11 protein-coding genes and 1 tRNA gene are annotated in these 13,700 nt (G+C 44.4%); 7 read left to right on the top strand and 5 right to left on the bottom strand.

The features are described 5' to 3' along the window. The first annotated feature begins 45 nt into the window (after positions 1–45). Positions 46–120, top strand: a tRNA-Pro gene (locus ANME2D_RS07465). A gap of 106 nt (positions 121–226) precedes the next feature. Beyond that, on the top strand, positions 227–544 hold the full coding sequence (locus ANME2D_RS07460) for a hypothetical protein (protein ID WP_048090188.1): 318 nt from the start codon (positions 227–229) through the stop codon (positions 542–544). Here the strand turns inward: ANME2D_RS07460 and ANME2D_RS07455 are convergent. After that, entirely contained in the window at positions 525–827 is a 303-nt protein-coding gene (locus ANME2D_RS07455; protein WP_048090186.1) for a hypothetical protein, read from the bottom strand. The genes ANME2D_RS07460 and ANME2D_RS07455 overlap by 20 nt on opposite strands. A gap of 62 nt (positions 828–889) precedes the next feature. Then, positions 890–2,014 (bottom strand): OB-fold nucleic acid binding domain-containing protein, encoded by a 1,125-nt coding sequence (locus tag ANME2D_RS07450; RefSeq protein WP_048090185.1) that lies wholly within the window; start codon positions 2,012–2,014, stop codon positions 890–892. Between the two features lie 541 nt (positions 2,015–2,555). On the opposite strand from ANME2D_RS07450, the gene ANME2D_RS16830 reads away from it, so the two are divergent. From ANME2D_RS16830 to ANME2D_RS07430, 4 genes are all read left to right on the top strand, one after another. Next, positions 2,556–6,041 (top strand): S8 family serine peptidase, encoded by a 3,486-nt coding sequence (locus ANME2D_RS16830; RefSeq protein ID WP_157834009.1) that lies wholly within the window; start codon positions 2,556–2,558, stop codon positions 6,039–6,041. Between the two features lie 75 nt (positions 6,042–6,116). Beyond that, positions 6,117–6,611 (top strand): 3-isopropylmalate dehydratase small subunit, encoded by a 495-nt coding sequence (locus tag ANME2D_RS07440; protein WP_048090183.1) that lies wholly within the window; start codon positions 6,117–6,119, stop codon positions 6,609–6,611. Further along, positions 6,611–7,480 (top strand): DUF7714 family protein, encoded by an 870-nt coding sequence (locus ANME2D_RS07435; RefSeq protein WP_048090181.1) that lies wholly within the window; start codon positions 6,611–6,613, stop codon positions 7,478–7,480. The genes ANME2D_RS07440 and ANME2D_RS07435 overlap by 1 nt, the downstream gene beginning before the upstream one ends. After that, on the top strand, positions 7,477–8,460 hold the full coding sequence (locus ANME2D_RS07430; RefSeq protein WP_048090179.1) for an isocitrate/isopropylmalate dehydrogenase family protein: 984 nt from the start codon (positions 7,477–7,479) through the stop codon (positions 8,458–8,460). The genes ANME2D_RS07435 and ANME2D_RS07430 overlap by 4 nt, the downstream gene beginning before the upstream one ends. Here the strand turns inward: ANME2D_RS07430 and ANME2D_RS07425 are convergent. From ANME2D_RS07425 to ANME2D_RS07415, 3 genes are all read right to left on the bottom strand, one after another. Next, entirely contained in the window at positions 8,457–9,425 is a 969-nt protein-coding gene (locus tag ANME2D_RS07425) for an inorganic phosphate transporter (RefSeq protein WP_052368649.1), read from the bottom strand. The two genes, ANME2D_RS07430 and ANME2D_RS07425, sit on opposite strands and share 4 nt — an antisense overlap. A 70-nt stretch (positions 9,426–9,495) precedes the next feature. Further along, positions 9,496–10,248 (bottom strand): tRNA(His) guanylyltransferase Thg1 family protein, encoded by a 753-nt coding sequence (locus ANME2D_RS07420; protein ID WP_320408811.1) that lies wholly within the window; start codon positions 10,246–10,248, stop codon positions 9,496–9,498. A gap of 9 nt (positions 10,249–10,257) precedes the next feature. After that, complete coding sequence (locus tag ANME2D_RS07415) at positions 10,258–10,545, bottom strand: PRC-barrel domain-containing protein (RefSeq protein WP_048090178.1); 288 nt, start codon at positions 10,543–10,545, stop codon at positions 10,258–10,260. A gap of 253 nt (positions 10,546–10,798) precedes the next feature. On the opposite strand from ANME2D_RS07415, the gene leuS reads away from it, so the two are divergent. After that, positions 10,799–13,654, top strand: a complete 2,856-nt coding sequence (gene leuS, locus ANME2D_RS07410; RefSeq protein WP_048090176.1) for a leucine--tRNA ligase — start codon at positions 10,799–10,801, stop codon at positions 13,652–13,654. Positions 13,655–13,700 lie beyond the last annotated feature (46 nt).

Here is a 13,700-nt window from a genome sequence, read left to right as displayed (position 1 = left end):
TAGAAAGAATAAAGTACTGGCAGGATAACTAAGAGATGCACCCGAGGGGCCGTAGGGTAGCCTGGACCATCCTTCATGCTTGGGGTGTATGAGACCTGAGTTCAAATCTCAGCGGCCCCATTTTTCAAATCTATATCGTTACTTTTGCGCAACCCTCCTGCCTGATTGAAAATCTAAACCTATATATATCCAAAAGTACAACTGCTACTGATTAAGAGGTGTATGAATGGAAGTTAAAAACGTTGTACTGGCTGTGGTTATGATAGCCTCTTCGATGGTATTGACATATAAATGGCTTATCCGGCTTGGCAGTTCAGATACTGTTATTATCATATCAGCTGTACTTCTGATCGGTTCTCTTGCTATTATGATACTGCTGGTTGATTCAAGGCTGCGGGAACTTGAAGAGACCGTAAATTCAAAAGAACGTTCCATAAGGATAAATATCAAAGGCGTTGAGGAGAATCTTGAGAAAAAGATAGAAGACCTATCTAAAAGTACCAGTAATATATTCGGTGAATTCTCTAAGAGGATATATCGCTAAGAGCATCCTTTACCATATACATTATCTGTTCCATCACCTCCCTTGCCTCGCCCATGCTCTGTATCCTTCTTATATCCACGCGCCCGCTCTGGTATATCATCACGCTCCTTCCATCCAATTCAAACCGTGCAACACCAAGCCTTATTGAGCATTTCAACTCTTTTGCCCCTTTATTGCGCAAAATATCGCACAACTTATCCATAACCACCCTTTTCCCGAGATGACATTCTGCTATGTACCGGGTGGGATCTTCAATGCACGGGCGGGACAGCCTGATACTCATGAATAGTAGAAAGGAATATAATATCTAAAGCTTTTTTGGCGCTGTTGTTCTATCCGTATCTATTATTTCCGTAGAACCTGTATGCGTGTCCTTGCACCAGCGCTAAGCTCTATTTCTTCGTTCCTCCCCGGTTTAGCAAAAGCATCTATTATACTTATCTCGCTGCCTATATCGAGCTCATTTACAAGCTCTGCATGCTCACCCCACAGTGCCACCCTTATGCGCCCTGTATCATCAGAGACGTATATATTCGATACCTTATTTTTGGTCCCGTCCGGACGATCAAACTCCCGGATCTCATCAAGCCCTGAGACATGCCCTGTTACGCTGTAGGCCGAGTTGATCCCGATATCGGCAATCTGTGTAAAGGTTTCAGAATAATCAACAGCAGTGTTGCTCTTCATTATGTTTCCACCTGAGCCCAGTTGTAGTTCTATCTGATTGCTAAATGTATTCTCACGGGCATACCCGTTTATTATCTCCACTGTATCCCCTATCTTAAAATCAGCACTCTCAGCCTTTGAATCCCAGAGAGTTACCCTTATCTTGCCTGTCTCATCTCCAAGGGTTAAATTTGTCACTTTTCCAGTTGTTCCATCCTTGCGCTGGAAAGCCCTCACTTTTCCTGTATCGATGATCCTGCCTATAATGTTCAAGCCGCTCATTCCAGACTTTATATCATTGATCTTCATGGGCTCCAGGTTCACAGCTACCGCTTTATCTACATGCTCTATGTTCCCGCCCCTGCCTACATTTACCTCAAGTCCTCTCTGCCCCTCTTTGATGTATCCTTTCACTTTAAGGCTCTGTCCCATCTTTATGTCCCCGATTTTCACAAGATCGGAAGCCTCATCCCACAGTGCAGCCTTAATCGAGCCAGTATCATCAGCAAAGGTTATGTTCACTACGCGCCCTGTACTGCTGTCACTGCGTGAAAACTCATGGATATCACCGATTGAGATCACCTTTGCTATAAAAACGACACCGCCTTTATCCGGTGCTATGTCCTTGATCTTAATGGTCTCATTTAATCCCAGCTCGCTGGCAACAAGCATAGCAGCGGTTTTAGAATCGCAAAGTCCGTTCATCATTATAACCTTCTCCTCTACCATTGACTTGAACTCATCTGGCTTAAGTCTCCCCTCAAGCCTTTTGTAGACCTCTTCAATCTCTTCGAAACTCACCATAGCACTCTAGAAAGAAAGATCTGGATAAAAGCTTTCTGGTTATCCTGAACCCATCCAATAATTAAAGGGATAACAGGATTAGGTAGTGCTCTGCAAATCCTGATTGTAACCTCTGTGTTCTCTGTGTCTCAGTGGCAAGTTTTTTATGAAGCCACAGAGACACTGAGGCGCAGAGAGCTTTTTTGATATACGAATCACAGTTGAGAAGTTGGAATTATTGTATGGTCTCCCAGCATGCCACGGGATACTGAGGCTTATTCGATATCTACATTTGCATCTACTGCGTTCATCTGCGGTTAATATTTTATTGATTGTTATGCAGCAAACTATAATTAGCTGAGCCCTAATCATTATCATTATGATCATAAAATATAAATAACCTTGAAACTATGATACGGCAGGAATTGCCATCTCGAATCGATGTGGTGAACCGGAGGAGATAATAATCAAAAAAGTTACTTCCATACTGGTATTTTTGCTCTTATTTTCTTTATCAGGTATATTTCTGGTAGAAACTGAAGCTGCGAGTGATAGAATCACGATGGATGTAAAATCCCGCATGTTAGAAGGCGAGTATGTTCCTGTGATAATCACTCTGAAAGACAGTCCTTCTTTTAAGACTTTATCAAAAGGAGATGCAGTAACCCTGATGAAGGAACGTGCATCAGACAGCCAGCAGAACCTTGTAACTTTATTGAATAAAGAAAGAAGCAGGGGAAAAGCAGATAAAATAAAACAGTTCTGGATCGTGAACGCCATAGCGGTCAATGCATCGCCTGAGCTCATCGAGATACTTTCAAAGCGCGATGATGTTGCAAGTATAGAGCTTGACTCTGAGCTTCATATTCTTGAGGATTATTCAGCTCTGGTCTCACAGGGGCAGATTGACAATGCGACATCTGAAATAAAATACATAAATACAACAAAAGTGTGGGAACTCGGGATTGACGGCAGCGGCATCAATGTATCCGTGATTGACACAGGGATTAACGCAGCACATCCTGATATTGCAGGACGGGTCGTTAAGTGGGTGGATTATATAAATGGCGGTGGATCAGCATACGACGATGACCCTTATGGTCACGGAACCCATGTCGCTGGAACTGTGGGAGGAAATGGTAGCCTTGGAATAACTACGGGCGTGGCGCCAAATGTGAGCCTGTTTGGAGTAAAGGTGCTTAATAATAAAGGCAGTGGTAGTGCAAGTGATATGATAAGCGGGATAGAGTGGTCTGTGAGCAACAGAGCTGATGTGATCAGCATGAGCTTGGGCACCGAACAGACCTGGATGACGCCAGACTGTGATATTGATAATCCTGCAATTGCATATGCAATTAATAATGCTGTGAACGCCGGTATAGTTGTCGTGGCAGCAGCAGGAAACAATGCCAGTGGTGTCTCATCACCGGGATGCATCCGAAATGCAATTGCTGTAGGCGCTGTTGATAGTAGTGATTCGATAGCATATTTCTCAGGCAGGGGTGCAGCCATGATAGATCACGGCGTTGTTGCGCCTGGTGTTGGTGTTACTTCATTGAATCTTTCAAATGGTTATGTGGCTCTATCAGGCACTTCAATGGCAACCCCCCATGTCTCAGGCATGGTAGCTCTTCTTTTACATGCTGCAAAGAAAAACGATCTAACTCTATCACCTTCACAGATAAAAAGCATTCTTGAAACTACTTCAGTGGATCTGGGTACTGCCGGAAAAGACGATACATACGGAGCGGGGCGAATTAATGTCTTCGCGGCAATTGCTCCATCTGTTATCGCAAATCCCACAGGATATCAGGCAGGCAGTGCAGCAAGGAACGGCACTGCAGTAATCCTCAATGCCACAATAACAGACGCAATCGCAGGAGTAAAAAACGCCAGCGTAAACGTCTCATCTATAAACGCATCTATAACAAATGTTTCATTATCCAGCATCTCAGGATTCTGGGTAAATGATAATGTAATAGTAAATGCCTCAGATGGAATATACGATCTCAATGTTACAGCATATAACAATATGGGTTATATAAACAATTTAATTCAGTTATCCATAATAGTAGATAATACGCCCCCGCTTATTAGCAGCGCCAGTGCAACCCCCTCTAAAATCGAGGCTGGTTCAGGGAGTTCCATATTAAGTGTTAACGTCACTGACAACCTGAGCGGAGTTGCTCAGGTAGCAGTGAACTTAAGTGCAATTGGCGGCTCACCAGGCAGTCCAATGCAGAATACAGGAGGCGATATCTGGCAGATAACTGTAAATACCACAGCGGTCGGCAACTTTTCACTTTCAGTGAATGCCACAGACGGTGCAGGGAATATTGAGAATGGGACTATACTACTGAGTGTAACAGATCTAACCCCGCCTGTAATAGAATCAGCCAGAGCCACCCCTGATTCGATAAGGGCTGATGGAATAGATAGTACAACTCTGGAGATCATCACACATGATTTTGCCGATGTGAGCAGTATTAAAAATGTAACTGTGGATCTTACTAATCTGGGTGGGAATGCATCTCAGGAAATGGAAAATTCAAGCGGCATATGGCGATTTGATGTAACCACTAATAAAACTGGCATAAACGGCACTTTAATCAGGCTCCCTGTAAATGTGACCGATGCCAGAGACAACAGCAATACCTCGACCAGCATTCTTCTCGGGATCAAAGAAACGATCAATGCAAGCGCTGGAACCTTGAGATTTAATTTTACAATCGACTCGACAATATTCAATGCCTCGATCAGCATCCCTGAATCCACAGACCTATCAGGCGTGCTTCTGGTAGCGCCTGTAGATATTCCAGCCCTGGATGGTCTAAAGCATGCTGGAGTTGCTTTAAATCTATCTAACCTGACCTTTGATGAGCTCATCAGGATAGAGATGCAGTATAATTTCTCTTATTTCTCTTCTTTCACTGAAGATGAAACAAAACTCAGGCTGTGGTTCTACAATACAACGACAAACAGATGGGAGATCACAGAGAATTCAAGTGTCGATACCCTGAACAGGACAGTCTCAGGATACACAAGCCATTTCTCAGTATTCGCGCCTCTTGCTGATGTTACCCCACCTGTGATTTCAAATATAACGTTGACTTCGGTCACCACAGGCTCTGCCATTATAAGCTGGGACACAGACAAGCCTGCGCAGAGCCTTGTGAAGTACGGCACAACTGAAGGAAGCTATACCTCTAATACAGAGGATACTTCCAATGTGACCTCACATAGCGTGCAGTTAGCAGGATTATCTGCGGGCACGACCTACTATTATATTGTCATTAGCACAGATCATAGCGGCAATACTGCTAACGTCACCGGGAGTCTCACGACGCTCTCCGGAGGGGGAGCATCTTCAAGCAGCGGTGGTGGAGGCGGCGGCGGTGGTGGAGTAGCTTCGGCTGAAGATTATTCTAATATCGAAGTAAAAGAAAAATATGATAAATATATCTTTAAAGATAAGATAACATCATATATATTTACCAGCAAGAATAACCCCGTACTGTTCGTTAATATAACAGGCAATGTCAATGCAGGGGAGATCAGCGCGGCTGTCGAAGTGTTGAGAAATCCTTCTTCCATTGTAAAAGGTCCGGCGCCCGGGATTGCTTATAAAAATATAAATATATGGGTCGGCACATCAGGATTTGCAGTACCGAAGAATATTAAAAATGCTGATATAACCTTCAGGGTTGAGAAACAATGGACTGATGCGGTTGATCCGGGCTCAATTGCGCTCTACCGCTACGATTCCCAGTGGATCAAATTACCCACTCAAAAATTAAGAGAGGATACTGAATTTGAATATTATGTAGCATCAACAGAGAAATTCTCCCCGTTTGCTATAACCATACTGAGGAGTGCAGAAGAGCCGATATCAGCGTCAGTAGTGAAGGCTGGGGCTGCCACCGACGGCGCCCTGATAGAAACCACAACCATGACAGCAGTACCGACAGAAAAGGCCCCAGGGTTTGAAGTGACTCTGGCTGTGATAACACTCTGCGCGATCTACCTTATCGGGCGAAAGAGAAGATAATAGCTCATATTCATAATTTTTTGTTTGATAGCACCAAAATGATTATGCTTGCCGTGAACAATACCCAGGCAAGCAATGAGCAATAAAAAAATCGATAGAATATCAGGAAGGGTATGGAAATTCGGCGACAATGTCGATACAGATGTTATTATTCCGGGTAAATACCTGCGCACCACTGATATGAGTGTGTTCGCATCGCATGTCATGGAGGGGATTGAGCCGCAGTTCTCACAGAAAGTGATAAGCGGCGATATAATCGCGGCAGGCAAGAACTTCGGGTGCGGCTCATCAAGGGAACAGGCACCCCTTGCTTTAAAATATGCAGGCATAGCATGTATAGTGGCAGAGTCCTTCGCCAGGATATTTTTCAGGAATGCCATCAATATCGGCCTGCCTATTATAGAAGCAAGAATAGACTGTGAAGAGGGCGATATTATTGAGATCGACCTTGAAAATGGATTTGTAAGAAATAAAGATAAAAGCTTTAAGGGTACGGAACTTCCTGATTTTCTGCGTGATATCCTGGCATACGGAGGGCTTGTTGAGTACAGAAAAAGGAAGGTGCAGTAGTGATATTTCCAGCAGAATATAAACGCGTGGGCGTGACAAGAACAGACCCTACAGGGCGAATAGGCTGTCCCATTTATTTCACAACAGAATACCTGATCGCTGATCTGCCTTATGGTTATGCAATATACAGGGTAAAAAGTGAAGGTGAAGGATTGCTCAAAAAACTTGTTTCACTTGAGCTGATAGCAAAAGGAGAACAGGTAAAGAAATTTGAAGAAAAACTCGATTCTCATGACAGGACACTGCTTATTGAATCCGCAATTCCATTATGCAAAGGGAGTGTAAATACTGTTCTTTTTGAAGGCATGGATCGGCATATCACTTTTGTCTATGAGCCAGGTCTTGATGAGGTTATGGAGATAGAGATAATTGATATATCACCGCCTGAGCCGCCGTGGCTTGCCTTTGCAATACAGAGGCTTATCAGGAGCGGTATACTGGGTGAGCTGGACATAAGGTTCACAACAAAGCTCATTGATCTTCGTACATTTGAGGGGGGGAAGGTGGTTTTCCCCTGCCATGCATCAGAACTTAAAGGAAAATATCTCGATACTGATATTGATATTGAGGATAATTCCGAGCTTGTTGGATGCGATATCTCAAAACAGATATTTGAACTGCGCTTTCCCAGCCTCTCTTACAGGCATATCAACATGTGTCCCATTAAGGCACATCTTTATACGCCAACCAGACCCTTTATCACAAGATGCTGCCAGAGCAAGAAATCAGGTATGATCAACATCAATGGGATAGATGGCGCTGTGGTACACTGGGGAGCATCCGAGTATGATATCGTTGATGCGATAAGGATGCTTGTCAGGGTTTTGAGAGGGAATATAGAAAATAACAACAGAGCGAGTTTGAGATGAAGCTCGCAGTTATCCCCGGTGATGGCATTGGCAGGGAAGTTATTCCCGCTGCATTATCCGTGCTTGATGCTTTTGGTCTTGGTATCGAGAAAATACCTCTTGATATCGGTTATGGGAAATGGGAGCGAACCGGCAGCGCAATCACGAATGAGGATATGGACATAATCAGTGAATGCGATTGTGTGCTGTTCGGGGCGATCACTACTCCGCCTGATCCTAATTATAAGAGTGTGCTTATGCGTCTTCGGAAAGAGCTTGATCTATACGCCAACATCAGACCTTTTGTTCCCCTGAAGAGCATTAGATTGCCCTGTGATACAAAAGAATTCGATTTTGTTATAGTAAGGGAAAATACCGAGGGCATGTACTCAGGAGTGGAGGAACTTCATGAGGATGTGGCATACACCACGAGGGTTATAACCAGGGCAGGCAGTGAAAGGATTGCAGAGCGGGCATGCATACTGGCGAAATCTAGAAAAAAGCATATAACCATTGTGCATAAAGCGAATGTATTAAAATCATGCTCTTTTTTCCGTGATGTCTGCATAGGTAGTGCACAGCGGAACGGGATATCACATCGTGAGATGCTCATGGATGCCATGGCATATGACCTGATCCTTCATCCAGAGAGGTATGATGTAATAGTGACCACAAACCTTTTCGGGGATATCCTGAGCGATGTTGCTGCAGCCATAGCAGGCGGGCTTGGTCTATGTCCCAGTGCAAACATTGGTGAACGCTATGCGCTTTTTGAACCTATTCACGGAAGCGCCCCTGATATTGCAGGAAAAGGTATTGCCAACCCGATAGCGGCTATTCTGAGCGTTAAGATGATGCTTGAATGGGGTGGATGGGTAGAGGAAGCGAACTCAATCACGAAAGCGGTGAACAGCGTTCTCTGCGACAGGATCACTACTCCTGATCTTGGCGGCTCATATTCTACCACAGATGTATCGGCTGCAATTGCAAAACTGATTTAAATTAATCTCATTAGTACATATGCCACTGTGCCAGCAAGGAGTGGTGAGACAACCCAGGCAATCAATATCTTCTTCACAACCTCACCTCTTATGATATGCATTCCGCTGTTTGCGCACCCGATTCCAATGACCCCGGCTGCAACAATTTCACCAAGTGAAACAGGAACTCCGAAGATCGAGGCAGCGTGAACCATTATGGCTGATATGAACTCCACGAATGTGGCCCGGATCACGCACAGTTCAGTGATCTCATTTCCCACGGTATCCAGTACCCTTCCACCCATGAGAAGAGCACCAAAACCAATAGCAATACCCCCTAAAATCGCGCCATCAAGTGAGAGCATAGCACCGGCCCCCACGAGCGGCCCGACTGCATTGCCTGCATTGTTGGCTCCGGCAGAATAGGCTACATAGCAACCTGAAATGGTAAGCAGTACACTCAAGGATCTTCGTATTGCGGCTTCTGATTCGTGATGATCCGCAATCCAGACAAGGATATCTGTGTAAAGGTATTTACCCATAAGGTATGCAAGCAGCCAGGCAGTAACAGGAGTCACGATCCACCAGACCACGATCTTGCCAAGAAGCGGTACATTTACCTGCGAAGCCCCGTAAAAAAACCCGATTCCTACAACTGCCCCAACTGCTGCCTGGCTTGTGGATACCGGTATGCGCAGTATATTTGCCAGAAAAAGAGTTATACCCGCTGCCCCGACTGCTACTGTAGCTCCTTCGAGCAGTATTGTTCCTTCAGGGAGAATTCCCGTCCCCAGTGTTTTTATCACTTCTCCACCGCTGAATACTGCTCCAAGAAGGGAGAATACACCTATTAACAGCACAGCCTGATATTTGGTGCGGACCTTTGCCCCATAAGCAGCACCCATAGAAGCCGCAGCATTGTTGCCGCCTATATTCAGTCCCATGAAAATAGCTACTAAAAATGCTACTATTAATATAATGTCCATAATAAATAGCTTAAACCATGCTTATTTTATATATAAAGTAACGTTACAGGCAAAAATTGACACAAACATATCAGGCAATAAGACGGTTAACAAGTTCTCTTCCTTCCTCTGTTTTAAATACAGGGGTGTTCCATTCCTGTATTATCTTTTTCCTTATCGTTTTGACATATATCTTATTAATGGGGTCATATCCCTTTTTCTCATAGGTTTCTCTGTAGATCAGTATGCCGCGTCTCTGCCACGCAGGTGTCTGTGAAAGATTGATGCCATGCTGGAATACAAGTTCATGGATTGAGCTGGCCTTCATATTTTTCAGGCGTGAAGCTGCTTCATTCTCAGAAAGACCGGTATTCAACAGTGTATAGTATCCATAAGAGCTTACATGGTTCCTCCATGTCTCTGCCTGTCTCCATACGAGATACCTGTAGATATCCTCCTTTCCAAGCAAAATGATCCTTGAATCAAACGATACAGGATCTTTCAGGTTCAACTGGATTGTAAATGCAGATGAAATGAAGCTTGGGATTATTGAATTGATTTTTTCAATCCTGCTATTATAAGGGATTTCATAGAAAAAAAAGCTGATCTCATCTGAGAATGTGAAGGCAAATAAAGGATTTAAGCCGCTCTCCTTAAAGAGAGATTCGGTAGAATTCGCCATAGCCCGTGCGAATACCTCATCATATGGTTTTTTAAACCCAAGTAGTTCAAGTACACGCCTGAACCCTCTACCATCGATCCTGAGAGCAAAGGGAGGGAATACCCTGAGATCAGCATAGATCTCCCTGTCCTTCATCTCTTTTTCTAGAAAAGCATTATTCACGATGTACTGTTAATCCTCATTGGATATATTATAATCCTCGGGGATTTCCTCAGGCTTCTTGAACTGGTCTTTGATATGCCTGATAAGAACGATATCTGCGACAGCAGTAACCCATCTGTACGGGATGACAACTCCTGATTTGGATGTATCAAACATATCATGATTTAATCGTGTGACCGCAAGACCCGTCACTTTTCTCTCATTCACTTCAAGCACCACATCATTTACTTTTCCTATATATATTCCTCTTTCTGTGTAAATGTTCAGTCCAAATAATGTTGAAACCTCAGCCTGCATAGTATCACCTTGGTCAGAATATGAATGATAGTAATATATACTTTATTGATTTGAGAATAAGGCGTATCTGGCAAATAGACTGGTTTTTCCTTCATCCACTGCTCTCAGGAGGCTTTTTGTCCACGTTTCGTAAAACTTATCATCAATGAATTTATTGTTAGGTGTGGATTCCATACAATCGTCAACCATATTATAGATGAACTTAGTAGTAGAACAATCTGTTAAGAGGCTAATAGGTAGTGCAAACGTGAGAATGAAAGAAAGGTACAACCCGCATGAAATAGAGGAAAAGTGGCAGAGCAGATGGGCAGAGGCCAGGATATACGAGGCTGAGCCGGATGACCGAGAGAAATACTTCATTACGATCCCGTATCCATACTTAAACGGCAACCTTCATGCAGGCCATACCAGGACGTTCACCATCGGGGACGTGGTCGCGAGGTATAAACGGATGCTGGGCTACAATGTGCTGTTCCCCATGGGCTTCCATGTCACAGGAACGCCGATAGTCGGGCTGGCAGAACTGATCCAGAAAAAGGACCCTGAGACAATAAGGGTCTACCACAGGCTTCACGGGGTACCGCTTGATATCCTGTATTCTATTCAAACTCCTGAGCAGATCGTGGAGTATTTTAGCAAAGAAGCTGAAGCTGCCATGAAGAGCATAGGATACTCGATCGACTGGAGAAGAAAATTCACTACCACAGACCCGCATTATAAAAAGTTCATTACCTGGCAGTACAACCTTCTCCATGAAAAAAGCAAGGTAGTAAAAGGCGCACATCCTGTGAGATGGTGCCCGAATGATGAGAATCCTGTTGAGGATCACGATATCCTGCGTGGTGAGGATGCCACTATAATAGAGTACACCCTGATCAAATTCAAACTGGGTAACGAGATACTGCCGTGCGCCACACTGCGCCCTGAGACAGTGTTCGGTGTTACAAACATCTGGGTAAACCCGAAGGTACATTATGTAAGGACTAAAGTCAATGACGAGACATGGATCGTGAGCGAAGAAGCCTATGAAAAACTCATATTCACAGATAAAAAACTGGAACTCCTGGGAGAGATCACTGGTGAGGAATTGATAGGTAAAGAAGTGGAAAACCCCCTGACAGGCTCTCATGTATTGATATTGCCCGCACCATTTGTAGATCCTGGAAACGGTAGTGGTGTAGTGATGAGCGTTCCCGCACATGCGCCCTATGATTATCTTGCGCTTCGTGATCTCAGGGGCGCTGATCTAACAGGATACGGCATAACAGAGGATGTTTCCTCTATACCGCCTATTCCTTTGATCAGGGTACCGGGGTACGGAGAACATCCCGCGGTCGATGCGGTCAATGAGCTGAAAGTGAAGGACCAGAGCGATCCAAAAGCAGAAGAGGCCACAAAACTTGTGTACAGGCGTGAATTCCACAGCGGAGTGCTGACAGAGACAACAGGAAAATATGCAGGCATGGCGGTCTCAAGGATAAAGGACATCCTGACGCATGACCTCATCAACCAGGGGATTGCCGATGTGTTCTATGAGTTCAGTGAACAGCCTGTGATATGCAGATGCGGTTCTGTCATCGTTGTAAAGATCGTTGAGAACCAGTGGTTCTTAAATTACTCAGATCCTGTCTGGAAAGAGCAGGTCTACAAATCCCTTGGCGACATGAAGATCATACCGCCTGAACTCAGGGTTGATTTTGAGAATAAGGTCGACTGGCTGAAAGATAAAGCATGCGCACGACGAAAAGGACTCGGTACAAAGCTTCCCTGGGACCCTGAATGGATAATCGAATCACTTGGAGATTCAACAATATACATGAGTTATTATATTATTGCAAAATATCTTCCTGGAATTGAACCTGAGCAATTAAAAGAAGAGTTCTTCAACCATGTACTGCTCGGGCAGGGCACGACTGAGAACACCGTAGACGGGACCGGGATAGCTCCTGATATGATTAATGAAGTCCGCAGCGATTTTACGTACTGGTACCCGGTGGATCTTCGCTCCTCCGGTAAGGATCTTATACCCAACCATCTCCTGTTCTTCCTTTTCCACCATGTTGCAATATTCCCTCAGATATACTGGCCCGGCGCTATAGCCATCAATGGCTTTGTATCACTGGAAGGTGAGAAGATGAGCAAGTCAAAAGGGCCTCTGCTCACATTAAAATCAGCCATAGCAGAGCACGGGGCTGATGTGACCCGTCTCTACATCCTGAGCGCGGCTGAGCATACCCAGGATGCAGATTGGCGAGCTGCAGATGCCGAAGCCACAGGAAAACAGGTTGAGAGATTCTATAGAATGGCGTATGACATAATCAGGTCAGATGATACGGGCGAATTAAAATTAATTGATAAATGGATATTAAGCAGGCTTCAGTACAGGATACAGGAGACTACTGATGCACTTGATAGAATACAGACAAGAAGGGCGGTTCAGAATGCCTTCTATCTTCTCATGAACGATATGAGATGGTATGAGCGGCGGGGTGGAAGCGCGGTACGGGAGCGAATCCTGGACACATGGGTTCGGTTAATGGCTCCATTTATACCGCATATCTGCGAAGAGATCTGGGAAGAAATGGGCAGGGATTTCGTTTCTCTGGCTCAATACCCAGGAGCAGACCCGGCTCTTATAGATAGAGGCGCTGAACTTGCAGAAGAAATAATAGGAAGTACACTTCGGGATATAGAGGAAATAATCAGATTGATAAAAATAAAACCCAGGCGGATAATCCTGTATACTGCAGCATCATGGAAGAAGATGATCCTGAAAAAAGCCCTGTTACTGAAGAAAGAGGATGCCCTTGATATGAAAACCATTATGAGTGAAGCTATGGCTGATCCTGCTATGAGGGTGCATGCCAGGGAGATCCCAAAATTTGCACAAAAGATAATAACTGATATACAGGGAATGGATGCTGAATTGATGAGATCCCTGATCGAGGTTGATTTTGATGAGACCTCTGCTTTAAACGAAGCCAGGGAATTCCTGAGCCGTGCCGTGGAATGTGATATAGATATATACAATGCAGATGCTCCTGTATATGATCCACAGGGAAAGAGCCGTTTAGCATCTCCAATGAGGCCTGCAATATATATTGAGTAAAGGATAAATTAACAGGTTTTTGACCGGGGAAGTATCATCCAGACCT

Source organism: Candidatus Methanoperedens nitratireducens (assembly GCF_000685155.1).
In the GTDB taxonomy this organism is placed as follows: Archaea; Halobacteriota; Methanosarcinia; order Methanosarcinales; family Methanoperedenaceae; genus Methanoperedens; species Methanoperedens nitratireducens.
This window is presented reverse-complemented; position numbering and strand designations above follow the sequence as displayed.